This window comes from Shewanella sp. 5_MG-2023 (assembly GCF_030547465.1).
Taxonomy (GTDB): domain Bacteria; phylum Pseudomonadota; class Gammaproteobacteria; order Enterobacterales; family Shewanellaceae; genus Shewanella.
In genome coordinates this window covers 25,571-51,886 of record NZ_JAUORC010000007.1, presented here as the reverse complement: position 1 = coordinate 51,886, position 26,316 = coordinate 25,571, and the positions used below count along the sequence as shown (strand labels likewise).

28 protein-coding genes are annotated in these 26,316 nt (G+C 40.7%); 25 read left to right on the top strand and 3 right to left on the bottom strand.

Annotated features, from left to right (window positions below; translation table 11 throughout):
* Nucleotides 1-10 precede the first annotated feature (10 nt).
* The gene (gene suhB / locus Q4557_RS05480) at nt 11-814 is read right to left on the bottom strand and encodes an inositol-1-monophosphatase (RefSeq protein ID WP_076542340.1); all 804 of its coding nucleotides are present in this window, start codon (nt 812-814) and stop codon (nt 11-13) included.
* Between the two features lie 149 nt (nt 815-963).
* Between suhB and trmJ the strand changes: the two genes are divergently transcribed.
* From trmJ to Q4557_RS05405, 15 genes are all read left to right on the top strand, one after another.
* Nucleotides 964-1,701, top strand: a complete 738-nt coding sequence (gene trmJ, locus Q4557_RS05475) for a tRNA (cytosine(32)/uridine(32)-2'-O)-methyltransferase TrmJ (protein WP_102440394.1) — start codon at nt 964-966, stop codon at nt 1,699-1,701.
* Nucleotides 1,702-1,725: 24 nt separating this feature from the next.
* On the top strand, nt 1,726-2,547 hold the full coding sequence (gene cysE / locus Q4557_RS05470) for a serine O-acetyltransferase (protein WP_303411231.1): 822 nt from the start codon (nt 1,726-1,728) through the stop codon (nt 2,545-2,547).
* Nucleotides 2,548-2,860: 313 nt separating this feature from the next.
* Nucleotides 2,861-3,322 carry a Fe-S cluster assembly transcriptional regulator IscR gene (iscR, locus tag Q4557_RS05465; RefSeq protein WP_076542338.1) on the top strand — a complete coding sequence of 154 codons (462 nt, stop codon included), beginning with the start codon at nt 2,861-2,863 and terminating at the stop codon, nt 3,320-3,322.
* Between the two features lie 79 nt (nt 3,323-3,401).
* Nucleotides 3,402-4,616, top strand: a complete 1,215-nt coding sequence (locus Q4557_RS05460) for an IscS subfamily cysteine desulfurase (RefSeq protein ID WP_102440392.1) — start codon at nt 3,402-3,404, stop codon at nt 4,614-4,616.
* Nucleotides 4,617-4,655: 39 nt separating this feature from the next.
* Complete coding sequence (gene iscU, locus Q4557_RS05455; protein ID WP_076542320.1) at nt 4,656-5,039, top strand: Fe-S cluster assembly scaffold IscU; 384 nt, start codon at nt 4,656-4,658, stop codon at nt 5,037-5,039.
* A 14-nt stretch (nt 5,040-5,053) separates the two neighbouring features.
* On the top strand, nt 5,054-5,377 hold the full coding sequence (iscA, locus tag Q4557_RS05450) for an iron-sulfur cluster assembly protein IscA (protein ID WP_102440391.1): 324 nt from the start codon (nt 5,054-5,056) through the stop codon (nt 5,375-5,377).
* A gap of 60 nt (nt 5,378-5,437) precedes the next feature.
* Nucleotides 5,438-5,962, top strand: a complete 525-nt coding sequence (gene hscB / locus Q4557_RS05445) for a co-chaperone HscB (RefSeq protein ID WP_102440390.1) — start codon at nt 5,438-5,440, stop codon at nt 5,960-5,962.
* 89 nt (nt 5,963-6,051) lie between these two features.
* Entirely contained in the window at nt 6,052-7,914 is a 1,863-nt protein-coding gene (hscA, locus tag Q4557_RS05440) for a Fe-S protein assembly chaperone HscA (protein WP_303411227.1), read from the top strand.
* 8 nt (nt 7,915-7,922) lie between these two features.
* Entirely contained in the window at nt 7,923-8,258 is a 336-nt protein-coding gene (fdx, locus tag Q4557_RS05435) for an ISC system 2Fe-2S type ferredoxin (RefSeq protein WP_102440388.1), read from the top strand.
* Between the two features lie 287 nt (nt 8,259-8,545).
* Entirely contained in the window at nt 8,546-8,953 is a 408-nt protein-coding gene (locus tag Q4557_RS05430; RefSeq protein ID WP_102440387.1) for a GFA family protein, read from the top strand.
* A 15-nt stretch (nt 8,954-8,968) separates the two neighbouring features.
* A complete protein-coding gene (locus Q4557_RS05425; RefSeq protein ID WP_102532190.1) occupies nt 8,969-9,451 on the top strand; it encodes a Rid family detoxifying hydrolase in 483 nt (160 codons plus the stop codon).
* Between the two features lie 92 nt (nt 9,452-9,543).
* Complete coding sequence (locus Q4557_RS05420) at nt 9,544-10,947, top strand: amidohydrolase family protein (protein ID WP_102440385.1); 1,404 nt, start codon at nt 9,544-9,546, stop codon at nt 10,945-10,947.
* A 126-nt stretch (nt 10,948-11,073) separates the two neighbouring features.
* Nucleotides 11,074-11,721, top strand: a complete 648-nt coding sequence (locus tag Q4557_RS05415) for a TetR/AcrR family transcriptional regulator (protein ID WP_102519477.1) — start codon at nt 11,074-11,076, stop codon at nt 11,719-11,721.
* 148 nt (nt 11,722-11,869) lie between these two features.
* Complete coding sequence (gene ndk / locus Q4557_RS05410; RefSeq protein ID WP_102440383.1) at nt 11,870-12,301, top strand: nucleoside-diphosphate kinase; 432 nt, start codon at nt 11,870-11,872, stop codon at nt 12,299-12,301.
* A gap of 824 nt (nt 12,302-13,125) precedes the next feature.
* Nucleotides 13,126-15,846 (top strand): TonB-dependent receptor, encoded by a 2,721-nt coding sequence (locus Q4557_RS05405; RefSeq protein WP_303411213.1) that lies wholly within the window; start codon nt 13,126-13,128, stop codon nt 15,844-15,846.
* Nucleotides 15,847-16,010: 164 nt separating this feature from the next.
* Here Q4557_RS05405 and Q4557_RS05400 read toward each other — a convergent pair whose 3' ends face one another.
* Nucleotides 16,011-16,373 (bottom strand): TraR/DksA C4-type zinc finger protein, encoded by a 363-nt coding sequence (locus Q4557_RS05400; protein WP_076542304.1) that lies wholly within the window; start codon nt 16,371-16,373, stop codon nt 16,011-16,013.
* Nucleotides 16,374-16,706: 333 nt separating this feature from the next.
* On the bottom strand, nt 16,707-17,663 hold the full coding sequence (locus Q4557_RS05395) for a tRNA-dihydrouridine synthase (protein ID WP_102476091.1): 957 nt from the start codon (nt 17,661-17,663) through the stop codon (nt 16,707-16,709).
* Between the two features lie 314 nt (nt 17,664-17,977).
* On the opposite strand from Q4557_RS05395, the gene Q4557_RS05390 reads away from it, so the two are divergent.
* The 10 genes from Q4557_RS05390 (at nt 17,978) to Q4557_RS05345 (ending at nt 26,296) form a co-directional block, all read left to right on the top strand.
* The gene (locus Q4557_RS05390; protein WP_303411207.1) at nt 17,978-18,388 is read left to right on the top strand and encodes a hypothetical protein; all 411 of its coding nucleotides are present in this window, start codon (nt 17,978-17,980) and stop codon (nt 18,386-18,388) included.
* 155 nt (nt 18,389-18,543) lie between these two features.
* A complete protein-coding gene (locus tag Q4557_RS05385; RefSeq protein ID WP_102436342.1) occupies nt 18,544-19,377 on the top strand; it encodes a DUF692 domain-containing protein in 834 nt (277 codons plus the stop codon).
* Entirely contained in the window at nt 19,377-20,126 is a 750-nt protein-coding gene (locus tag Q4557_RS05380; protein WP_102436340.1) for a DUF2063 domain-containing protein, read from the top strand. The genes Q4557_RS05385 and Q4557_RS05380 overlap by 1 nt, the downstream gene beginning before the upstream one ends.
* Before the next feature lie 349 nt (nt 20,127-20,475).
* Nucleotides 20,476-20,841 (top strand): YbaN family protein, encoded by a 366-nt coding sequence (locus tag Q4557_RS05375; RefSeq protein ID WP_102436336.1) that lies wholly within the window; start codon nt 20,476-20,478, stop codon nt 20,839-20,841.
* A 158-nt stretch (nt 20,842-20,999) separates the two neighbouring features.
* On the top strand, nt 21,000-21,551 hold the full coding sequence (gene apt, locus Q4557_RS05370; RefSeq protein ID WP_303411203.1) for an adenine phosphoribosyltransferase: 552 nt from the start codon (nt 21,000-21,002) through the stop codon (nt 21,549-21,551).
* Between the two features lie 219 nt (nt 21,552-21,770).
* The gene (gene dnaX / locus Q4557_RS05365) at nt 21,771-24,485 is read left to right on the top strand and encodes a DNA polymerase III subunit gamma/tau (protein WP_303411201.1); all 2,715 of its coding nucleotides are present in this window, start codon (nt 21,771-21,773) and stop codon (nt 24,483-24,485) included.
* A 130-nt stretch (nt 24,486-24,615) separates the two neighbouring features.
* Nucleotides 24,616-24,945 carry a YbaB/EbfC family nucleoid-associated protein gene (locus Q4557_RS05360; RefSeq protein WP_076542292.1) on the top strand — a complete coding sequence of 110 codons (330 nt, stop codon included), beginning with the start codon at nt 24,616-24,618 and terminating at the stop codon, nt 24,943-24,945.
* A 121-nt stretch (nt 24,946-25,066) separates the two neighbouring features.
* Complete coding sequence (locus tag Q4557_RS05355; RefSeq protein ID WP_303411199.1) at nt 25,067-25,468, top strand: GFA family protein; 402 nt, start codon at nt 25,067-25,069, stop codon at nt 25,466-25,468.
* Between the two features lie 107 nt (nt 25,469-25,575).
* The gene (locus tag Q4557_RS05350) at nt 25,576-26,073 is read left to right on the top strand and encodes a hypothetical protein (RefSeq protein WP_303411197.1); all 498 of its coding nucleotides are present in this window, start codon (nt 25,576-25,578) and stop codon (nt 26,071-26,073) included.
* A complete protein-coding gene (locus Q4557_RS05345; protein ID WP_102436328.1) occupies nt 26,066-26,296 on the top strand; it encodes a helix-turn-helix transcriptional regulator in 231 nt (76 codons plus the stop codon). The genes Q4557_RS05350 and Q4557_RS05345 overlap by 8 nt, the downstream gene beginning before the upstream one ends.
* The last annotated feature ends 20 nt before the right edge of the window (nt 26,297-26,316 follow it).

The following is a 26,316-nucleotide window of genomic DNA, read 5'->3' as shown; positions in this document are numbered from 1 at the left end:
TTAATTGAAATTAGCGTTTTAAGCCTTCATTTAATAAAGGACGCATAATTTTAACTAACTCGGAAGTCACTTTAGGAGAACCTGCAACAATATTACCTGAAGTCATATAGTTATGGTTTCCGGTAAAGTCAGCTACAGTACCGCCAGCTTCACGACAGATTAAGTCGCCTGCTGCGATGTCCCAAGGCTTAAGACCGATTTCAAAGAAACCGTCAAAACGACCCGCGGCAACATAGGCTAAATCAAGTGCTGCTGAACCGGTGCGACGAATGTCTGCACATACAGGGAATACTTCACCTAAGATGTTTAGGTAAGATTCAGTGTGTTGGCGAGCTTTGAACGGGAAACCAGTACCAATAATGGTGCCATCAAGTGTTTTAACATTAGTTACACGTAGACGGAAGTCATTAACTTTAGCGCCTTTACCACGAACGGCAGAGAACAGTTCTTCGCGTACAGGATCGTAAACAACGGCAACTTCAATTTTGCCTTTGTATTGAACAGCGATAGAAACTGCGAAATGAGGGATACCACGAACGAAGTTGTTGGTACCATCCAAAGGATCAACTATCCACACATAATCTTTATTGGTGCCACGGTTTTCACCGTTTTCTTCGCCAACAATCGTATGATCTGGGTAAGATTTACGAATTTGGTATGTAATGGTAGATTCAGCTTCCTTGTCTACACTCGTAACAAAGTCATTTAGACCTTTTGAATCAATCTCAACATTGTCGAGTTCAGTGTAGGCGCGCATAATAGTTTGGCCCGCAGCGCGTGCAGCGCGCGTGGCAATAGTCAGCATCGGATGCATAGCAATCCCCTGGATGTTAAAGAACGAATAAATCAGCGGCATATTATACGCTTTTTGACAGTTATATCAAATGCAGATTTTCATATAACGAATTAATTGCTGCTTGTGTTACTATTCCAAAATAGTTTTTTAAAGAATAAAGTAGTTTCATGCTGAGTAATATACGCGTTGTTTTAGTGGGTACATCACACCCTGGTAATATTGGTTCTACAGCAAGAGCCATGAAAACCATGGGGTTATCAAATTTATATTTGGCTGAACCAAGAGTTGAGCCTGATGGGCAATCTATTGCACTTGCTGCTGGCGCAGCAGATTTAATCCGAGATATCACTATTGTTGATTCTTTAACGGATGCAATCAAAGACTGTAGCTTAGTCATTGCAACCAGTGCCAGAAGTCGTACTTTAGATTGGCCAATGCTAGTGCCAAAAGAAGCAGGTGAAAAACTTGCTCTTGAAGGGATAAAAGGGCCAGTAGCGATTGTCTTTGGTCGTGAGAACCACGGGTTAAGCAATGAGGAATTACAAGAGTGTCATTATCATGTAGCCATACCTGCAAATCCAGAATATAGCTCATTGAACTTGGCGCAAGCGGTACAAATCATTTGTTATGAAACCCGTATGGCCCACCTTGCGTTAGATGAAAAAGCAACGGTTGAAGAAGAATACCCGTTAGCAGAAGACTTACAGCGTTTTTATGTACACCTTGAGTCAACACTAACAAAAACTAACTTCATTATTAAGAATCATCCAGGGCAGATTATGACCAAACTTAAACGTTTATTCGCCCGTGCAAGGGTTGAAACTGCGGAGATGAATATTCTGCGCGGTATATTGACTTCAATCGATAAAAAAGTCGCGAAATCAGACGAGAACAAAGATTCATAACGTTAACGTATTAAGGATTGTTATATGAGCGTGATTGCGCGACTAAAAGAAGATATTGAATCTATATATCACCGCGATCCCGCGGCGAACAGTAGTTTCGAAATATTAATGAACTACCCTGGTATGCAGGCAATTTGGATCCATCGCATCAGTAACAAGCTTTGGAATGCAAATTGGCGTCTGCTATCTCGATGTTTGTCTACTTTTTCGCGTTGGTTAACAGGGGTCGAAATTCATCCTGGTGCGACTATTGGCCGTCGATTCTTTATCGATCATGGTATGGGCGTTGTGATTGGCGAAACAGCCGAAATTGGTGATGATTGTACGCTTTATCATGGCGTTACCTTAGGTGGCACAACATGGCAAGCGGGGAAACGTCACCCAACACTGCAAAATAATGTGGTGGTTGGTGCTGGGGCACAAATTCTGGGGCCTATTACGATGCATGATGGCGCTAGAGTTGGCTCAAATTCAGTAGTGGTTAAAGATGTTGCTAAAGACACTACTGTAGTGGGTATACCTGGCCGCGTGGTATCAAGTCCTTCAGCGCAATCGAAAGAACAAACTGAGCGTAGAAGCGCCATGGCGAAAAAATACGGCTTTGATGCCTATGCAGTGTCGCCAGACAACCCAGATCCTGTTGCCAGCGCGATAGGGCAAATGCTTGATCATATGCATTTAATGGACTCTAAAGTACAAGAGATTTGCCAAGCGGTGCAAACCATGGGCGGTGAAGTCTGTACTGAAAAGCTACCAGAGTTGAATGTTGACGACTTTACTGAAGCTGAACAAGAAGCGGCTGAAAAACGTACTCAAGAAATTGATAAGTTTGACCCGATTATATAATCAGTAGACTTGAAAATGACACAATCGACACCCACTTATCTGGGTGTCGATTTTTTATTTCTGTACTGCAAATTTTAACAACTGAAGCATTTTTGTAAAAGTAGGACGAATTTATCACAAATTAGGGCTTTTAATGGCTCGCTGGCATTGAATCTTGCACTATAAAAAGGTTAAATAGCCCTGCAAATTTTAAGACCTAAATTGTTAGATGTGAACGAGAGATAATACTTGAGTAAATTACTTGGTTAAATACTTGACTAAAATACTCGGGTATGGTGAAATTGCTCTATGGTTTATGGGAGCAAATAACGTTATGAAACTGACATCAAAAGGTCGCTACGCAGTGACAGCTATGCTGGACGTTGCAATTCATTCAGCTACCGGGCCAGTTCCCTTAGCGGATATCTCTGAAAGACAGGGAATATCGCTTTCCTATCTTGAGCAACTTTTCGCCAAGCTTCGTAAACATGGTCTTGTATCAAGCGTTCGTGGTCCTGGTGGCGGTTATCGCCTAGGCCAAGAAGCCAATGATATCTCTGTAGGCATGGTTGTCCATGCTGTTGACGAGTCTGTCGATGCGACTCGTTGTCAGGGAAAAGGGAACTGCCAAAGTGGCACCCGCTGTCTAACCCATTCGCTATGGGGTGACTTAAGTAAACAAATTTCAGATTTCTTAGATGGCATTACACTTGCTGGATTGATGCACAAACGAGATGTTCAATTTATCTCACTAAAGCAAGATGAAATGCAGAATGAACATAGAGTTAGTTTATAATTTCCTGTTCATATATTGATAACTATTTATATGTACGTTGTTAGTAGCCTCCTTTGGGCTACTCAGTACGGAGTGTATGATGAAGCTTCCTATCTATTTAGACTATGCCGCAACAACCCCTGTCGACAAACGCGTTGCCGATAAGATGGTGCAATTTATGACAATGGACGGTGTGTTTGGTAACCCTGCATCTCGTTCTCATCGTTATGGTTGGCAAGCCGAAGAAGCAGTTGATATTGCTCGTAACCAAGTAGCAGATTTAATCAACGCTGATCACCGTGAAATTGTATTTACATCTGGTGCGACTGAATCAAGTAACCTTGCCATTAAAGGTATTGCGCATTTCTATCACAAGAAAGGCAAGCACATCATCACTAGCAAGACAGAACATAAAGCAACGTTAGATGTATGTCGTCAGCTTGAACGTGAAGGCTTTGAGGTCACTTACCTTGAACCAAGTGCAAACGGTTTAATTGCATTGTCAGTGATTGAAGCTGCCATGCGTGAAGACACTATTTTAGTGAGCATCATGCATGTAAACAATGAAATTGGTGTGATTCAAGACATCGAAGCCATTGGCGAATTATGTCGCTCAAAAGGTATTTTCTTCCATATGGATGCAGCACAAAGTGCTGGTAAATTACCGATTGATGTACAAGCAATTAAAGTTGATTTGATTTCAATTTCTGGCCATAAAATGTATGGGCCTAAAGGCGTAGGTGCATTATATGTGCGCCGTAAGCCTCGTATCCGTTTAGAGTCACAAATGCATGGTGGCGGACATGAACGTGGTATGCGTAGTGGTACATTAGCGACACATCAACTTGTTGGTTTAGGCGAAGCAGCCGCGATTGCTAAGCAAGATATGATTGAAGACAGTGCCCGTATCCTTCGTCTACGTGACAAGTTATGGAATGGCATTAAACATATTGAAGAAACTTATATTAATGGTGACATGCAGCAACGTTATTGCGGCATTTTCAACGTCAGCTTCAACTTTGTTGAAGGCGAGTCATTAATGATGGCGCTTAAAGATTTAGCGGTTTCATCAGGGTCTGCATGTACTTCAGCAAGCCTAGAACCAAGTTACGTATTACGTGCACTAGGCTTAAATGATGAAATGGCACATAGCTCAATTCGCTTCTCAATCGGTCGTTTTACCACTGATGAAGAAATCGAGCATGCAATTAAAGTAATTGATGAATCTATCGGTAAATTACGTGAAATGTCTCCATTATGGGAGATGTTCAAAGATGGTATCGACCTTGATCAAGTTCAATGGGCACATCACTAATACATTATTATCGATAGCGATAAACGGAGCAGAATTGTTATGGCTTACAGCGAAAAAGTAATCGAACATTATGAAAATCCACGTAACGTTGGTTCATTTGATAAAAATGATCCATCAGTGGTAACCGGAATGGTAGGTGCACCCGCATGTGGTGATGTAATGAAATTACAACTTAAAATAGGCGAGAATGGCATCATTGAAGATGCTAAATTCAAAACTTATGGTTGTGGTAGTGCCATTGCATCAAGCTCATTAGTAACAGAATGGGTTAAAGGCAAAACTGTTGAAGAAGCCGCTACGATTAAAAATGCAGACATTGCAGAAGAGTTAGCGCTTCCACCAGTTAAAATCCATTGCTCAATTTTAGCTGAAGATGCTATTAAAGCAGCGTTGGATGAGTACAAATCAAAGCAAGATAAGTAATACCTGGAGTTAAGATGGCAATTACAATGACCCCAGCTGCGGCTGATAGAGTTAAATCTTTTCTAGTAAATCGTGGGAAAGGTTTAGGTTTACGCCTTGGGTTAAGAACATCTGGTTGTTCAGGTATGGCTTATGTCATCGAGTTTGTCGATGAAATTAATGACGACGATGAAGTTTATGACATCGAAGGCGTAAATATCATCATAGATGCCAAAAGCTTTATTTATCTGCAAGGTATAGAGTTAGATTTTGTTAAAGAAGGCCTAAACGAAGGTTTTCAATTTAACAACCCTAATGCCAAAGGTGAATGTGGTTGTGGTGAAAGTTTCACTGTTTAGTTAATCTATACTATGAAGCTTGTATCGCAAATCACCAATCAAAGAGCATGATATCTGCCAATGAATTATTTTGAGTTATTTCAATTTTCACCTTCCTTTGATATCGATATCGCCCAACTTGCAGAACGCTACCGCGAACTGCAACGGGCGGTTCATCCCGATAAATTCGCTAATGGATCTGAGCAACAAAAATTATTATCCGTGCAGCGTACTGCACAAGTTAATGATGGTTATCAGACTCTCAAGAATCCGCTCAGACGTGCCGAACACATATTGAGCCTTCGTGGTATTGATATAAGCCATGAAACCACCACAGTTAAAGACACTGCATTTTTAATGCAGCAGATGGAATGGCGTGAAGCATTAGAAGATATCGAGCACAGCCAGCAACCCGACGACTTAATCAGTGACTTATTTGACTCTTTTGCTGATTTTGAAAAGTCACTCTCGCAAAGCCTTGCTATTTTACTGGTTAAAGACACCGATAATGATAATTTATTAGCGGCAGATCAGATCAGAAAGCTAAAATTTATGGCAAAATTGCAAGATGAACTCGCTAAAATTGAAGATTCATTACTAGACTAATGGATTGGTAAACTTAATGCTCTGTTTTTAACAGAGCATTTTGTTTTGATTTAATCGATGAATGTTCACTAATAAACTATTGGATTACTATGGCCCTTTTTCAAATCGCTGAGCCCGGTCAAAGCGCCGCGCCCCATCAGCATCGTCTCGCTGTTGGTATCGACTTAGGTACCACAAACTCTTTAGTAGCGGCTGTTAGAAGTGGCGAAGCATCAACATTAGTTGATGATAACGGACAGCATTCTCTTCCTTCTGTGGTCCATTATAATGCCGAATCTATTGATGTTGGTGTTAATGCGCAAGCACAATCTGCCCAAGATCCTAAAAATACCATTGTTTCAGTAAAACGTTTTATGGGTAGAAGCCTTGCTGATATTCAAGCAAAAGAGCAACAGTTACCCTACGACTTTAGCTCAAGTGACAATGGCTTACCGATTTTTAATACTGCTTTTGGCGCTGTTAACCCCGTGCAAGTCTCGGCTGAAATTTTAAAGCCTCTTATTGCTCGCGCCGAGTTGACATTAGGTGGCAATCTTGAAGGTGTGGTGATTACCGTACCGGCTTATTTTGATGATGCCCAGCGTCAAGGCACTAAAGATGCAGCAGAGCTATTAGGTGTTAAAGTATTACGTTTACTCAATGAGCCAACGGCAGCAGCAATTGCCTATGGTTTAGATTCAAAACAAGAAGGTGTGATTGCCATTTACGACTTAGGTGGCGGCACATTTGATATTTCAATACTGCGCCTAAATCGCGGCGTGTTTGAAGTATTAGCCACTGGTGGTGACTCTGCGTTAGGTGGTGATGACTTTGACCATTTATTGCAATCACATCTACAGCAAGCTTTTGGTTTAACTGATTTGTCTGCCACGCTTTCACGTCAATTATTGATTGAATCGAGAAGAGTTAAAGAGCACTTAACCACATCTGAGAGCTGCATAGCATCGATTACGTTAGATAATGCTGAGCGCGTAGAAACACAAGTGACTAAAGCTGATTTTGAAACATTGATCAGTTCACTGGTGAAAAAAACCATTGCCAGTTGTCGCCGCACGTTACGTGATGCCGATGTCAGTACTGATGAGATTATCGAAACTGTAATGGTTGGTGGTTCAACTCGCGTGCCTTTAGTACGTGAACAAGTTGAAAATTTCTTTAAGAAAACCCCGTTAACCTCAATCGATCCTGATCGCGTGGTTGCCATTGGCGCTGCGATCCAGGCTGACATTTTGGTGGGTAACAAACCAGAATCTGACTTATTATTACTTGATGTTATTCCATTGTCTTTGGGTATCGAAACTATGGGTGGGCTGATTGAAAAAGTCGTCACCCGTAACACCACCATTCCAGTGGCGCGAGCTCAAGAGTTTACCACCTTTAAAGATGGTCAAACGGCGATGGTATTTCATGTGGTGCAGGGCGAGCGTGAAATGGTTGACGATTGTCGCTCATTAGCGCGCTTTACCTTAAATGGTATTCCAGCACTTGCAGCCGGCGCTGCGCATATTCGCGTGACCTTCCAAGTGGATGCAGATGGTTTACTTAGCGTAACCGCTATGGAAAAATCAACCGAAGTGAAGACCACGATTCAGGTTAAACCTTCATTTGGTTTATCTGACTCTGAAATAGCGACTATGCTGAAAGATTCAATGAAGCATGCTAAAGATGACATTAGCCGTCGTATGCTAGCTGAGCAGCAAGTTGAAGCGTCTCGAGTAGTGGAAACACTAACCGCAGCATTAGCAAAAGATGCGGACTTATTAAATGAGCAAGAGCGCAGTGCTATTTATAGCGCCATTGAACAGTTACAAGTGACCGCTCAAAGCGATGATACTGACGCGATTGAAAAAGCGATTGAAGCGTTAGATGCACAAACCCAAGAGTTTGCTAATCGTCGTATGGATAATTCAATTCGAACAGCACTGAAAGGCCAGTCTGTCGATAATATATAGGTGAACAAATGCCGCAGTTAGTATTTTTACCCCATGAAGAGCTGTGTCCTGATGGAGCAGTTCTTGAAGCAGAAATAGGCGAAACGATTTTAGACGTTGCTTTAAAAAATGGCATTCATATTGAACATGCTTGTGAAAAGTCATGTGCCTGTACCACTTGTCATTGTATCGTCCGTGAAGGCTTTGATGAGCTAGAAGAAAGTGATGAATTGGAAGATGACATGCTAGATAAAGCTTGGGGTTTAGAGCCTGAAAGTCGTCTAGCTTGTCAGGCTAAAGTGGTTGATACTGATATGGTTATCGAGATACCAAAGTATACCGTTAATATGGTCAGTGAAGGCTAGAATCTTCAAATACAGTTAACGGGTGTAATAAATTGAGCAACGTCTATATCTATAGAGGTTGCTTTTTTTTGGACAATTTTTAGAAACAGTTAACTTTTCTTTGCGTCATTATTCATATCCCCCTTCGCTCGATATTCTTTATGTTCGTTATGCTAATTATCTCTAAAGCAATTTACTTCTTTACTCATTGACACGATTTTAAGTTGCAATGTTGAATTAATGTAACTATCTTGTTTGTGAATTTGCATTCGCAAACTAAGTTGGCATCATTTTATCTAGAGGACTATATGAACATCACCGGACATTGCCATTGTGGTGAGTTAGTTTTTACTGCCAAGGTTTTACCAGAAAAAGTTGTCATCTGTCATTGCACTGATTGCCAATTACTATCGGCTAGCGCCTTTAGGACGGTAGTGATGTCAGAAGTTGACGGTATGAATTTTATCAAAGGCACGCCAAAGGAATACATCAAAGTTGCCGAAAGTGGTAATCAACGAGCCCAAGGTTTTTGTCAGCAATGTGGCTCAGCAATGTACGCCACTTCCGTTGGTGATAAGTCTAGGGTGTATGGAATTCGTTTAGGGGTTGTGGATCAAAGAAATGAATTAACGCCGGTTATGCAAATCTGGCATCGTTCAGCACAACCTTGGTTGAATACTTTAAATGACATAAGCACATTTTCAACAACACCATAATATTAAGGGATGACAATGAAATTGATCGTCAGTTTATCTATTTTAGCGAGTTTTTATGTTAATGCTGTGCAGAGTTCTGAACAGAAAGTGCTGCCAGTAAATCTTGGTAGCTATTCAGAGGGTGAAGTTAGTTTTTTAAATACCCAGCAAGGTGACATGACCTTGCCATTTTCTGAAGGGGTGAAAGTCGGCGGGACTGTCTATTTATCTGGTCAAATAGGATTTAACCCTGAGACTAAGACCTTAGTTAAAGGTGGCATCGTTGCGGAAGCTCAATCGACATTATTAGGCATTAAAGGGTCTTTAGGTCGAATGGGTTATGAAATGAAAGATGTGGTTAAGTGCACTGTGATGCTTACGGATATTGAAGATTTCTCAGCATTTAATCAGGTATATAAGCAGCATTTTAGTTCCCCATATCCCGCAAGAAGTACTATGGCAGTCAAAGGTCTCGCTCTTGGTGCCAGCATTGAAATTGAATGTATTGCTGCAAAATAACAATAAAAACCGCCCCTAATGTGAATCTAGATTTACATAAATCTGTTTGCACGATATCATCTTGTTCAAACTAAATTTGAATAAGGTTAAGGATGAATCAATCTAAATTGTTTTGCACATTAGGTATGCTGCTTTACAGTATTTCTTTAAGTGCTGTGGCGAGTGGTTATGTATCATATGATCAACCTAAAATTGCAATTACCAATGTCAATATCATCGATGGCACTGGCAGTAAAATTAAGGAAGCGCAAACTGTTGTTATTGAGGCTGGGAAAATTAAAACGATAATGGCTTCTGCTTCGACAACGATTGCAGAGGACGTCACTATCATCGATGGTAAGGGAAAAACCTTAATTCCTGGCCTGATCATGATGCATGAGCATATGTTTTATCCCACCGGAAATGCCCATTACACCGAAATGCTCCACAGCTTTCCCAAACTTTACCTAGCTGGCGGTGCAACCACGGTAAGGACTGCTGGCACCACTTCACCTTACGGGGATTTAAATGTAAGAGATGCCATTAACTCAGGTGACACTATTGGGCCTGCTATGGATGTTACTGCGCCGTATTTAAATGGTCCTGGGCTGCCAATTCTAAAACTCAAAGCGCTGCGGGATGCAGAAAATGCTAAGGCAATGATAGATTACTGGGTTTCTGAAGGGGTAACGTCATATAAAGCCTATATTAATATTCGTACAAAAGAGCTTGAAACAGTCATAGAGCAAGCGCATTTGCGGGATCATAAAGTGACAGCACATCTTTGCTCTATTACTTACCGAGAAGCCGCTGAGATGGGAATTGATAACCTTGAACATGGTTTCTTTGCCGCAACTGATTTTGTTAAAGACAAACAGAAAGATATGTGCCCAGAAGGGGCACATCAGTCATTAGTTGATTTAGATATTGATTCACCTGAGGTCAATGATCTCATTGCCTATTTAGTCGAAAAGAAAGTCGCTATTACTTCTACGCTAACTATTTATGAAACGTTCACAAAAGGGCGACCACAAGCCTACCCATTAGCATTAGAAGCGCTTATTCCACAAGTTAGGGAGCAGTATCAAAATCGTTGGCTCACTATCTCTCAGCAAGAAGATGCTACTTGGCCTGTCGTGTTTAATAAAATGATGCAATTAGAAAAGAAGTTTGTTGCAGCTGGCGGCTTGTTGATGGCCGGAACGGATCCTACCGGTTATGGCGGGGTCGTCGCTGGATTTTCAAATCAACGTATGATTGAGCTACTTTATGAAGCAGGCTTTAGTGTCGAAGAAGTGATTAAAATCGCCACCTTGAATGCAGCAAACTATCTTAATAAGCAGCAAACTATTGGCTCAGTTGAGGTCGGTAAAAATGCTGATCTAGTATTAATAAATGGCGATTTGAGTGTTGATATTAGTCGTATTCAAGACATGCCAGTAGTATTTAAAAATGGCATTGGCTATGACACTAAAAAAATCGTTGCTGATAATAAAGCGATAGTAGGGTTACATTAACTTAACAGCGCAGTAAATGACCTGTTGAATTAGAGTTTAGCCAGTAGAAATTGTATGATGCTTAAGGTAACAATACACTGGGATTGTTACCTTGGTTTCCTCCCTGATTTCGAACTGGAAAAATGCATGTCAGCCATAGATTTACGCCCAAAACAAAAACGTAGCCAAGTGACTCATGATAAATTTCTGCAGTCTTTACAAGATGCATTAAAGGTTAAGTACTTTGAACATATCAGTATTAAAGAATTAGCTGAAGGTGCAGGGGTGTCTGTAGGGACGTTTTATCGTCGATTTGAGAACAAAGAAGCCTTGTTGCCTTTGTTATACGATGACTTTGGGCGCGAATTATCTCAATGGGTTGATGAATTAGAATTGATAGAGTGTGAAACCTTAGAACAGCAAGTTTTGTTGATGTGTCAGCAAACATTTGATTTTCTTGATAGCAGACGCAGTGTTTTTAGAACTATTCATCTTAATGCGCGATTGCATCCGGACACTATTTTTTCTAATCCTACCTTAAGCAGGAATGAAACCTATAATCGACTTTCTAAGCTGTTGTTGAAGTTCACTGTGACCATAGCGCCATCAAACGTTGAGCAACAAGCAGCCGATATGGTTATTTATATGCTGATAAATAGTTTGCTGGATAAGATCTTATATCCTACATTGACCCCAGCAATTGCATGTTCGATGTCTAGTGCTAAATTTGTGGAGCAGTTACCTAAAATGCTATTGGGCTATCTTAATCAATCTTTCCAACAGCATTCGTTGTAAGTATGAGTTTAATCACAATTTTTGTATAACCTAGCTCACATGATTACAATTTGGTTATGTGACGCCGATAACACTATGCATTACAGGCTAAATTACGTATAATCCGCGCGAATTTTAAAATATATTTGTTATTTAAAGGAAGCTCACAATGGCGATCGAACGCACTTTTTCAATTATTAAACCAGATGCAGTTGCTAAAAACCACATCGGTGCTATCTACAACCGTTTTGAAACTGCTGGTCTTAAGATCATCGCTTCTAAAATGGTGCACCTTACTAAAGAGCAAGCAGAAGGTTTCTACGCTGAACATAGCGAGCGTCCTTTTTTCGGTGCTTTAGTTGCATTCATGACTTCTGGTCCTATCATGGTTCAAACGCTTGAAGGTGAAAACGCTGTTCTAGCTCACCGTGAAATCTTAGGTGCGACTAACCCAGCTGAAGCTGCTGAAGGCACTATCCGTGCAGATTTCGCAGAAAGCATTGATGAGAACGCTGCTCACGGTTCTGATTCTGTAGCATCTGCTGAACGTGAAGTTGCTTACTTCTTCAGTGCAGAAGAGTTGTGTGCACGCACACGCTAAATTCTACATTGATTTTAAAAAGGAGCCTTATGGCTCCTTTTTTATGCCTGTCTATCCAGCAACGTAGAGATGCCCTTATTTCTGACTTACCCAAGCTTGTTGCTTACTTCGTAATTATCACCCCAGCCATAACAACTCAGTAAAATTACTCTTCTATAAAACCCCATTCTAACTTTTACTTCATCGTCTCAAGCCCCAGGCCCGAAGTTCCAAGTTCCAAGTTCCAAGTTCCAAGTTCCAAGTTCCAAGTCCAGTTCGAACTATCAAGATTAAGCTAGATATATTTCACTATCGCCAAGTGAAAAGTCATACAAAATTGAAACCAAACGCACTTTTGACTGAAGAGATTGAACTAAAATGCTATCTAAATGTTAATTTTAAAGGGCGATTTAATAATGAAATAAAATTAAACTATAATAAATAAAGGTTACTTAAGTTAATGGTTTGTTATAAGTGTTGATTTATATGATCTTGGTGTTACTTTTAATTGGTGTTTAATCTATTTATTTAAGCTGAGCTGTTCGTTTATTGATCCTTTTTAATGTTACCGATTACAACCTGGTAACATTAGTATCGGTTGGCGGTAACATTGTTTGTTTTTTTAAACATAAGGCGTTGTAAATAAAAGGTTTACTTATTATGTAATTATTACTTACTTGTTTTGTATATAGATGCTCAAGTGGTTGTTTATTTATTTGTAAAAGATGTTGACTAATTAGTCTTTATTTAACAATATTAACCTTAGTTAATAGGAGCTATTAACTTAAAAAATAAAAAATATAACGTTGTGGCTTTATTTAGAACATAACGAAGGGAGTATAATAATGAGTTCATTATCTTTGACAGCTAAGGCTATTCGCCGTGGTTTATTAACTGTAGCTGCAACGGCAGTTGCAACAACTTCAACTTTTTCTGTTAGCGCTGCAGAAGAAGCTCAAAAAGTAGAACGGATTGAAGTAACGGGTTCTCGTATCAAGCAAGTTGATATGGAAACTTCTTCACCAGTTACCGTATTAAGTGCTGCTGATATTGCATTAACAGGTGAGAAAACAGTTGCTGATGTATTAAACAACTCTTCTATAAATGCATTTGGCTCATGGCGTGGTACGTCTGGTTATGGTTCAGGTGCAAGTGCAACAAGTTCTGTCAACATGCGCGGGCTGGGCGCTCAAGCAACGCTAGTACTACTTGATGGTCGTCGTATGCCTGGTACTAGTTCAAGTTCAGGTGCCACTGCTGATACCTCACAGATCCCATTAGCTATTGTAGAACGTATCGAAATCTTACGTGACGGCGCTTCTGCTGTTTATGGTTCTGATGCTGTTGCTGGTGTTATTAACATTATTACTAAAAAGGAATTTGATGGATTCCAATTAGATTTCAGTACCGAGCAACCTTCAGTTGAAGGTGGTGATGCTAACCGTTTCTCAATTGCCACAGGCTTTAATACTGATAAAGGCAATATCACTTTTACTTATGAGTACTATGATACTAAATCAGTCATGGACCGTGATATTTGGAACATGGATGATCCATCTTATGGTGATTACAGTTCATTCAGTTCTGTGCCAAATGGTTATTATAACACTGGTGTTCAAGACACTAATGAAGATGGTACTCCAGCCTTTGATGATGATGGTGAACCAATCTATGTTTACGATTTTTATTCAAACTCTGACATGTGTGACCAAACTGAGAATGTCTCAAATGGTATCGGTGAAGACAATAGTGGCCGTTGTTACTACAGTTATGGTGAAGTAACCAAATTATTTGGTGATATGGAACGTAATTCGTTCATGACCAATTTTAATTATCAAATCACTGATGACATTCAATTCCGTGGTCGTGGTTCAGCATCGCTAAGTGAAACAAATACTCGATATGCTGGTACGCCAGTCTCTACTAATTACCCTGTCTTAGCTGCGGATAACCAATACAATCCGACTGGTAAAGACATGACGCTGTACATGCGTTCGGTACAAATCGGTGAACGTGATACGTTAACAGAAACCAACAACTTTGATATTTTAGGTGGATTTGTAGGTTTTGCTGATGTGGGTAATGGTATTGATTGGGAATTAAATGCCCAATACTCTGGTTCTACAACTAACTCGTTTAATTACAATTTGATAAATGACAGCATTATTCAAAGAGAGTTAGATACAGGTAATTACGATATTTTCAATACTACCGGTATGAGCTATGAAGATTGGGATCAGCAAATGACAGCGCTTTACAGTGCTGCGAATCATACTGGTGTTTATCAAGGTCAATTTGATAGTACTCAAATTGACGGTTTAGCTTCAACATTATTAGTGGAAAACGATACCATTTCTTTAGCAATGTTAGTTGGTGCTGAATATGAAATGATTAACTTCAAGCAAATGTCAGATCCTGAATCTGCTTCAGGTATTATTTCAGGCGGTTCAGGTGGTGATGATGTTGATGCTGAGCGTGATCGCACCGCAGCATATACTGAAATTCAATTAGGCCTACCAGCGAATATTGATGTATCTATGGCTGTTCGTTATGAAAGATACGAGCAATCAGGTACGTTAACTGGCGCGAGTGGTGAAATCGTTAATTCTTCAACATTTGATGCAGTAGTACCTAAGTTAGGCGTCAGTTGGAGACCGGTTGATTCATTACTTGTTCGTGCAAGTTATGGTGACTCCTTCCGTGCGCCAAATATGGGTGAGATGTTCTCTTCACAATCACTTAGCTTTGAAACCGCGTATGACTCAGTTTGGTGTGAGGCTAATAATGACTCTGACGCTAACTATTGTGCAACAGCTAATCAGCATAAAACCTGGTTTGGTGGTAACCCAAATCTAGAAGCTGAAGAAGGTAACTCGCTAACTTTAGGTGCAGTTTGGAATGCGACTGATGCTTGGAGCATTGAGCTTTCTTACTATGACATTACCTACGACAACAAAATCGAAGCGGTTAGTGCAACAGATGTTATCCGTGATGAAAAAATTAACGGTAGTTCAGAGTTAGTTCACCGTGGAAGTGATGGAAAAATTGAGTACCTAGAAAGTGGTTATATCAATATGTCATCAGTTAAAACCTCAGGTTTTGACTTTGCAACCACTTACAATGTTGAAACAGGTTTTGGTGACTTCAACTTTAAAGTTGATTTAACTCATATCCTAGAGTTTGAAGAGCAAGCGAATGCAGAGTCTGAAGCAATTGACCTAGCTGGTATTCAAGATTATCCAGAATGGCGTGGTAACTTTGCCGCAGCTTGGTATTACAACGACTTTAATGCAGCTTGGACTACTGTTTACATTGGCAGTCAGTCTGGTGATTACTGGCGTGATCTTGGCTACAGCTATATCACAGATACTCCTGATTACTTTAAGCATAATTTCCAAGTCGGTTACACACATGACTGGGATGGCACTGTAACAGTAGGTGTTAACAACCTGTTTGATGAAAAAGCGCCAACTTGGTATGACTTTGCGGGCTATCGTGATGTGAACACAGGTCTATATGATGTATTAGGTCGTACTTATTATGTTCGCTTAAGCCAAAAGTTCTAAAATAGTTTCTCCTCCCTGAAACCCAAAAACCTCCGCTTGCGGAGGTTTTTTTTATTTGCGAATAACAACTTTGTGGCTGGATTAGACTATAAATCTGGGTCGGACCATAAATGACGATGAATTGCTATCAAGAATAGAAAGCACTTTAAACCATTAATCAAGCTTTAATGACTTAGCTTAAGCTCATGACGATGTTGTTGGTTGTACTTTTCAGCGCAGTGAGCACAGCGCTGCTCTGTGGGATCGGCGGCCAAGCGCTCCGCTTCAATGTCAGACTCACAGTCAGAACATAAACCATAGAGGCCAAGTTCAAGCTGGCAAAGAGCGGCATCAAGACGGGTTAGTTGTCCAAATAGAGGGGTGTCAGTTAATCGCTGCTCACTCATGAGTTCAATCAACTCGGTCAAACTCATATTAAATTGAACTTGAGCAGAAGGCTGAGTTTGTTGGTTTAATTGATGTACAAGTTCATATTTTAACTGTGCTTCTCGTTGCAATAATATTTGTTGTACGTCTTGAGTGTTCACAAGATCACCTAATTAGTTTGTTCATTTCACTGGTTATCCAGTCTACCGTTAATCAATATGCTTACTATGATGGAGATCAATTGAGAGTTAATTTAGGATTTCAGTATTAGGCTTTATTTATATAGTGTGAACTAAGTAGGTAACTAAACGCGCAAAATCTTATATTTTGTGCTGTAAATTAAGCAAGATAGCGAAGGGGATAGCTCAATGATGGTCTGTATCGGGGCAAATTGCTGACTCAAAAAGAATAATGCAGTTTGTTTAACCGAAAACCCATCACAGAAATGAGTTCTCAGTTAATGAAAGCTGTTAATGCTAAAAAGACTGCTTAAGTTAGCCGTTAGTCGCTAACTGTTGTTCATGGGCTTTTTCTAAAATGGCAATGATACCTTCAGCCGTTTTAAGCACTCTGAGCTCTCTGAATAACACATCAGCTTCAGGGTACTGTTTATTCAAATAAGTAAACCATTGCTTTACTCGGGCAGGGTAATAATCAATTTTCTTGTTAACCAACTGCTTTTGGGTGTAGTTCAGTAACAAATTTAGCGTTTGTGACCAAGTGTAAGGCGCTTCAACGCCTTTTATGGTGGCAGCAAGGTTTGGCAGAGACATTGCCCCGCGCCCCAGCATTATGCTGTCACAGCCTGTAACTGCCATACAGCGCTTAGCATCATCACTATTCCAAATCTCACCGTTAGCAATAATAGGGATAGGTAAACGCTCACGCACCTCGGTTATGTATTCCCAATAAGCTGGCGGTTTATAGCCGTCAGTTTTACTGCGAGCATGAATAGCAAGCTCGGTAGCACCCGCTTCATACACAGCGATAGCGTTTTCCATAAATAATGATTTATCTTCGTAACCGAGACGGATTTTAGCAGTAACAGGTTGATCTGCTGGTACTGCATCACGCATCGCTTTGACTATATCGTGAATTTTATCCGGGTATTGCAGTAATACTGCGCCGCCATTACTGCGGTTAACCATTTTAGCGGGGCAACCAAAGTTAGCATCAACACCGCATGAGCCTAGCTCAACCGCGCGCTGGGCGTTTTCTGCCATCACTTGCGGATGTTGCCCTAATAATTGAATTCTTACCGGGGTGCCTGATGCGGTCAAACCGCCATTACGCAGCTCAGGGCATAATTTATGATAAACCTTCTCAGGAAGTAACTGATTAATCACCCGCACAAATTCGGTTACCACCAAATCATAAGGGTTGATTTCAGATAAAATTTCTCGCATCAAATCATCAATGACGCCTTCCATCGGAGCTAAGACTACGTGCACAGTACTACCTGGTTAACTATAAAAGGAGCGCTATTCTAGCGAGTTTAATTTTTTATACAAATTCATTTCAAGTATTTGAATTCACTGTTATCTGCCGCAACTGAATATTTAATCTTTTATATCAAGTTGATAGATGAATATTTTGTCCTATCCTTAATCATTAGAGAACTTCTCTAGCAATATTTTTAATAAAAAATGATAATTTAGATCAATTAATGTGAAATAAAAGTAGCAGGTTGTAGGTCTATTCATCTGTAAGCCAGCACTGTTTGTTGTTGGTCATCATTATTAAGTTTGAATTTAAGGAAATTATTATGAACTCAGTAAAGCAAACAACAGTCGCATTGGCATTAGGTGCAGTCGTATTAACCGCTGGCGTATCTACGTCTGTAGAGGCTAATCCATTTGGTTTTGAGCAAATGAATTCAGGTTATCAGTTAGATGGCGGCGATAAAAAAGCTAAAGAAGGCAAGTGTGGTGAAGGTAAATGCGGCGGCGATATGAAAAAAGCCAAAGAAGGCAAATGTGGCGAAGGCAAGTGTGGCGGCGATATGAAAAAAGCCAAAGAAGGCAAATGCGGTGAAGGTAAATGCGGCGGCGATATGAAAAAAGCCAAAGAAGGAAAATGTGGCGAAGGTAAGTGCGGCGGCGAGATGAAAAAAGCGGCTGAAGGTAAAGCCAAAGAAGGCAAATGTGGTGAAGGTAAGTGTGGTGGTGCTAAATAATCAATCTGATTATTAGCAGGCTGATTTAGCAGCAGAAATCGATTTATAGCTTTCATGCCGATTAAATCTACGCCAATATAAGGCCTGTTATACAGGCCTTTTTAGTTGATAACTTTCATTAATTTAACTGATTAATTGTGTGTTTGAGGTGATAAATGGCAAAACAAGCAACAGTGGGACTGGGTTTGCGCCGAGAAATGCTTGATGAGTTTTGTCAGCATGTGCCTGATGAAATAAACTTTTTCGAAGTGGCGCCTGAAAACTGGATGACCCTAGGCGGTAAGTTTGGTAAGCAGTTTAGGCAACTTACAGAGCAACATGAATTTTTTTGCCATGGTTTATCTTTATCTATCGGCAGCCCACATGCGTTAGATACTGAGTTCGTTAAGCAAGTAAAACGCTTTTTAGATAGCCATCAAATCAATATCTACTCTGAGCACTTAAGTTATTGCTCTGGTAGCGGCCACATGTATGACTTAATGCCGATCCCCTTTACCGAAGAAGCGGTAACTTATGTTGCAAAGCGTATTAACCAAGTTGAAGATATTTTAGAGCGGCCGTTTATTTTAGAAAATGTGTCTTTCTACGCTGCGCCCGGCGCGAAAATGACTGAGCAGCAATTTGTTAATGCTGTGCTGGATGAGGCAGATTGTAAACTGCTGCTTGATGTTAATAATATTTATGTAAACTCAATAAACCATCAATATGATGCCGCTGAATTTCTCAGCTCAATGCCGACCAAGCGGATTGAATATATGCATATCGCGGGTCATTATGAAGAATCATCCCAGTTAATGGTCGATACCCACGGCGCTGATGTGATTGATCCTGTTTGGCAATTATTGCAACAGAGTTATCAGCAACATGGGGTGTTTCCGACATTATTAGAGCGTGACTTTAATATCCCCAAAACCGCTGAATTACTGCAAGAGATCAATCAAATTCATCGCTATCAACAAGCCGCAAAAGCGATCAAAAGGAGTGCTTAATGGATTTTATTAACACTCAACAAGCCTTTATGGATTATATTCGCGATCCCAGCAAGCCACTGCCACAAGGCATGACATTTGAGCGAATGAATGTTTACCGTGAGCTATTTTTCAATAACATCAATGGCTTTGTGTCAGGCGCGTTTCCGGTACTGAAAAGTCTTTATACTGATGATGCATGGACCAAACTCATTCAACAGTTTTTTGTAAGTTTTGACTGTAAAACCCCCATATTTATTGAAATATCCCAAGAGTTTATCTGTTTTTTGCAAACTCAATATCAGCCTGCGGATTACGACCCTGCCTTTATGTTGGAGCTAGCACATTACGAATGGCTAGAGTTATATATTGCCACTGTTTTCGATGATGTTAATGAGCAGCCAATTGCCAAAGACTTGATTACCGAGCTACCGCTAAAGCTGTCAGTGACCGCCACTGTGGCGCAATATCAATATGATGTGCAGCACATCAGTGTCGATTACCAACCCACAGAGCCCAGTGAGCAGGGGCAAAGCTTTTGTGTTTATCGCGATGAACATGATGAAGTTAACTTTTTAAAGTTAAACCCATTAACAGCCCAAGTGTTAGCCTATATTGCTCAAGCCGAGCAATGTTACTTTAATGATGTATTGACATGGCTTAGCGAGACCTACCCACAGATGACGCCGGAAACCTTATCTAATGGCTGCTTGCAAATGTTGCAACAATTGGCCGACAAAAGGGTTATCTGTTCGTTAACACAGGCTTAAACAGTGGATAAAACTCCTACTTAATTTGTGGTTTATATTAAAAGTCTTTTTACATACAATAGCGCGAATTTTGTGATCCAGTTCACGCTGCTGTAAGGCGGCCAACATTACTGTTAGGAAGTAAAAACTATGAGTCAGCCGTTTAAAGACCCATTTAACATTATGTATTTAATTGGTTTTATTCTTGTTTTATTGTTACCAACGCTACCAGCGTCTCTATCTGCCTTGCGACTTGCAGGCTTAATTTAACTGCCAATCTCAGTTATTATACCGCTCAGTTAAGTCATAGAGTCGGTTATCCAAAAACCATTCTATTGAATGGTTTTTTTTGATTTGGGCTTGGAGTCATATGGCGTTAAAACGAGGCTTGTTCCTCATTACTGGTTTAACGAGCTTAACGCTTGGCACCATTGGTATTGTGGTGCCCTTATTACCAACAGTGCCTTTTATCTTGCTGGCTGCTTATTGTTTTGCCCGCTCAAGTACGCGGATGCATCACTGGTTGATGACTCATCCTTGGTTTGCTCAAGGGTTAAATGATTGGCAAGATAAACGAGCAATCAACAAACGGTTGAAGAAAAAAGCCATGATAATGACCACCTTAAGCTTTGTTGTGAGCATTTTAATTGTGCCATTAGTTTGGGTGAAAGTGATGCTCGCTTGCATGTTATGTTGCCTACTGGTTTATCTGTGGCAGATCCCAGAGTTAGATTAAAAGTTACCTTTAATTTGCTCGTTAGTTGCAACTATCTTAAAACATGCTTAGTATCACTGCCATTGAGTGATATGCCAGAAACTATATTTTCAATTTCAAGCTAATGATATTGAAAATGATGGCTATTAAAACATTCCTTTTACAATAGATTATCTAATATGACTATGAACTCAGAACGTTTAGCGCTTATCAAAAACAGTATTAAAGCTATTCCTGATTACCCAATCCCAGGCATTATGTTTCGTGATGTCACTAGCCTTTTAGAAGACTCGCAAGCTTATAAAGCCACTATCGCTTTATTTGTAGAGCATTATAAAGATCAAGGTTTCACCAAAGTTGTCGGCACTGAAGCGCGTGGGTTCTTATTCGGTGCGCCATTAGCCTTAGAGCTTGGGATTGGTTTTGTACCAGTGCGTAAGCCAGGCAAACTACCAAGAAAGACGATTTCGCAAACTTACGATCTTGAATACGGTAAAGACACCTTAGAAATTCACGTAGATGCGATTACCCCTGAAGATAAAGTACTGGTCATTGACGACTTACTTGCAACAGGTGGCACCATTGAAGCAACGGTAAAATTAATTCGTGAATTAGGCGGCGAAGTAAAACACGCGGCATTTGTTATTTCTCTGCCAGATATTGGCGGCGAAAAACGTCTTGAAGGTTTAGGGGTTGAGTTATTGACCTTATGTGAGTTTGAAGGCGAATAAGCAAGAACGTCTTCAATGTTAGCGGCTTTGTTGAGGTTCACTCAATAAAGCCTAAGTTTTGCTCTGCATCGATTGAATCTTCAGCAAATCATCCACCCCTTTAGAGTAGCAATAGCCTGTGATTGATGAGCATGCTATTGTTATTTTTATTTTCGGGTACAATTAATTACCATTGGTATTATTTAGATCATCCCGTTTCATTAAAGCTTGGGGAATTCCATGTCTTATCAGGTGTTAGCCCGTAAATGGCGCCCTGCCAAATTTGAAGAAATGGTAGGGCAGTCACATGTTCTACTTGCACTTACAAATGCACTCACACAGCAACGATTACATCATGCGTATTTATTTACCGGCACCCGAGGTGTTGGTAAAACCAGTTTAGCGCGCTTATTTGCTAAGGGGCTTAACTGTGAGCAAGGGGTCACTTCGACACCTTGTGGCGTGTGTTCAAGTTGTGTTGAAATTGCTCAAGGCAGGTTTGTTGATCTCATTGAAGTGGATGCGGCCTCAAGAACTAAGGTCGATGATACCCGTGAGCTACTTGATAATGTGCAATATAAGCCTTCAAGAGGCCGTTATAAAGTCTACTTAATCGATGAAGTGCATATGCTGTCTCGAAGTAGTTTTAATGCCTTACTTAAAACGCTTGAAGAGCCGCCTGAGCATGTAAAATTTCTGCTGGCCACCACAGACCCGCAAAAATTGCCGGTTACCGTGTTGTCTCGCTGTTTACAATTTAATTTAAAAAGTCTGTCTCAAGATGAAATAACTAAGCAGCTAGATTTTATCTTAACTCAAGAGCAATTAACCTTTGAGCCCCAAGCATTAACGCTATTGGCGAAAGCGGCTAACGGCAGTATGCGTGATGCCCTGAGCTTAACCGATCAAGCGATTGCCTTTGGTAGCGGCCAAGTGATGCACCAACAGGTGCAAACCATGCTTGGCAGTATTGATGCCCAGCAAGTCTTAGTGCTGTTAAAAGCTTTATGTGATGCCGATATTGCTAACTTAATGCAAACCATCCAGCAAGTGCTGAGTTTTGGCGCTGATGCCGATGAAGTGCTGCGCAGTTTATTGGAATTACTCCACCAAATTACCTTAACGCAATTTGCGCCAGCAGCCGCGCAGCAGTCGTTATATAGCGAACAAATTTTAGCCTTTTCTCAGCAATTAACCCCTGAACAAGTTCAGCTGTATTATCAGTTATTGTTAACGGGTCGCAAAGAATTAAGTTTTGCTCCTGATCCTAAATCAGGTCTTGAAATGGCGTTACTTAGAGCCGTGGCATTTGTACCTGAAAAGCCCGTTAAACGTTGGCACACCGATGAGCCAGTAACGATTTCATTGACGCCAGACCCCGTGACCCCAGAAACGGTTAAATCGGCGCCGGTTAGCTCGAAGGCTGACACTGCTACAAATAATGCAGGCGCTTCAGTTGCAGACAATGAAGCAATAACGGCTACTAAGCCAGCCCAAGTAAGCAATACTGCAGTTGATAGCAGTTCTGTGTCTGTGGCAATAACGCTGCCACAAACTGCAAGTATCGCAGCTGAGGACGATAATCTAAATGCTGCTCCCGAGATAGCCGCAGAGCAAGCTATTATCCTTAGTCAAGCTGACAGTTTAGGTTTCAATCAGCAAGCAGCGACTGAAACGCAAGCAGTTGACTCAGGCGTTATTGCAGCGCCAGCAGTTAAAGCCGCTGCAGTAGAAACACCTAGAGTAGAAACGCCAGCAATTGAAACTCAGCCTGTCACATCAACAACATCGTCAAATGAGATGCCCATTGATGCCTACGAGCAGTTTGCTCAGGCAAGTGACGAATCTTATGCTGAATTTGATAACGACGATCACAATCAATATCAGCAGGCAGAAGCAAGTACTCCGCAAGCTAATGTTCAGCAAACTAGTGCCGCGCAAGCTAAGCTTGAGCAAACAACCGTTGATACTACAGAAGCTGACTTAAGCGACATGGATGCTTTACTTGATGCTGTGCTCGCTACCAATGATTCATTAAAGGCGGAATTAAATTCGCTAGCCGAAGAAGGTGAACAAGCAAAAAAGCAACAGGCGGTAGCCAATCCAAGTATTAAAATTCCTGCACCCAAAGCGAAAATGCAGTCGATTGAAAATATCGCCACAGTTGATGCTACTATTGATGTAACCACGCAAGTAAACACAAGTGCAGCAAATGATGCAGCAGATAGACCGCCATGGGAAAAGCCCACTGAATTACCTGCAGCTTCAGTTTTAACTGCAATAGCAACAACTGAGCCTGAGGTGAGCCATAGTGCAGCAACTAACATGGCAGTTGACAATGCACAAACTACTATCGCCGCCGTTGAAGTGCCAACAAGCGCTGTTAATGAGGAGCCGGGAAGTCGTCAGCATGCACACACTGCCATAGCGTCAGCTGAGAATAATGCCCCAGTGGCTGAGACAGCAGTCGCTCACGTATCGACTGAAGTGGCATTAAACGGTCACCATGAAATCTCAGGTGATAGCCTAGATTTGCACTGGTACAAAATTATGTCGCAGTTAAGCATAGGCGGCAGGGTAAGACAGCTCGCCGTTAACTCGGTATGCCAACGACTGGACAATCCGATCCCGTTATTACTTAAACCGGATCAAAAACATTTATCCGCCGAAGTGGCGATTGAGCAATTACAAATTGCCTTATCGGAGCTTTTGGGCGAAGACACAAAGGTGCAAATTCAGGTTGGGCTTGATCCACAACATGAAACCCCACTTGAATTGCGTAAAAGATTTCATCGAGAGTTATTAGCTAATGCAAATTACGCTTTAATTAACGATGACAAAGTACAATGGATGTTTACTCGTTTAGCGGCTCAGCTAAATCCAGATACTTTAGTGTATCCGGTTGAAAAGCTACAGGCGATAGGGCAACAAATTCCAGCATTGACTGTTCAATAAAACAGCTAAAGCGTTATAGGCGTCAAAACTTTGATAGCAATAGCCGCGGATTTATTGCCAATTTATTTTTTTTCAGTAAGATTAGCCCCACTTTGGCTGCTTGCTAATAACCTAATTAAGAGAAAAGACTATGTTTGGAAAAGGCGGTATGGGCAACTTAATGAAACAAGCCCAAATGATGCAAGACAAAATGGCTAAAATGCAGGAAGAAATCGCACGCACTGAAATGACCGGTGAAGCGGGTGCAGGTTTAGTTAAAGTGACCATGACGGGTTCACACAACATTCGTAAAGTTGACATCGACCCTAGTTTGATGGAAGACGACAAAGAAATGTTGGAAGATCTTATTGCTGCAGCATTCAATGACGCAGCACGTCGCATCGAAGAAAACCAAAAGACTAAGATGGCTGAAGTCACTGGCGGTATGCAATTACCTCCAGGAATGAAAATGCCATTCTAAATCTTAAAGGTTTTAAGATTCAAAAGCCCAAGTTTATCTTGGGCTTTTTTGATCGCGTTTCGTTCAGATTAAATTTTCTGCTAAATTGTACCGCCATGTCAGAGTCTTATAAGGATATATTATGCTAACCAAGGTCGGTGAAACCGTTATAAAGTCGAAACATCGAGCCAGTTGTCATTGCGGCGCGGTTGTATTATCACTTTCATTACCCAATGGCATTGAAAAGCCAAGACGCTGTGATTGCTCAATTTGTCGCAGAAAAGGCGCCATTGTAGGTTCTGTCCCATTAGACGGCATTGAAATCTTAAAAGGTGAAGACCTACTTAAGCTGTATCAATTTAATACCCACACCGCTAAACACTATTTTTGTTCTCAATGCGGAATTTATACCCATCATCAACGTCGCTCTAACCCCACTGAATATGGCTATAATATTGGCTGTTTAGAAGGTGTTAATCCTTTTGATATTGATGATGTCACCCTGAATGATGGCGTTAATCATCCCGCAGATAGCGAGCTATAAAAGTATTACTTTGTTAACCCGAGGTTAAAAATATTTGACATGGTTATTTATTAGTCTAGGCTATAGGTGTGTCAAAAATATTTAACATCAAGTGGGGTTTAATTAACATGAGTAATGCAAAAAAATTACTGCAATGGCTGCAAGAAACGAGCTTTCGAGAAGTCACTTTATCCGTTGATTTACTGGTAACGGGCTATATTTTCTATTTTTATGGTAGCAGCTTATTTCATGCTAGCCCTGAAGAATTAGCTTCAATACAGTGGATTTCAGGTATCTTTTTAGAAATTATAATTTATTCAGTAGTGCTAATGGTGGTGAGCTACATTGCTCTGGCATTAATCACAGACGATGAACTGTCACAACCTATGGATGTACGCGAAAAACAAATTAATCTCATTGGCTATAAGTATTCAGCGATTATTTTGAATGTAGGCGTGATACTGGCCATAGTGCAATACAGTGTTGAAGCCAATGACCTTGGTCTATCACAATTGGGCTTTGCTCATGCGCCGCTGCATATTTTAGTGGTGTCTTTTTTGTGTGCTGAGCTGGCATTTTATGGGGTGCAGCTATACAAGGGGCGTACAGGTGATATTTATGAGTAAACCGGCGATTTCTAACGCTATCCGCACCTTGCGTTTTTTAAATGGTGAAATGACACAAAAGCAGCTTGCTGAATTAATAGGTGTCACTAGGCAAACCGTGATGGCCATTGAGTCTAATAAGTATTCACCCACTCTTGAAGTGGCTTTTAAAATTGCTGAAGTGTTTGAACTGCCGCTAGATCAGGTATTCAGTTATCACCCCGAAAGTGATACTAAGTCCTAGCACTAATAGTTAGCAAGCTA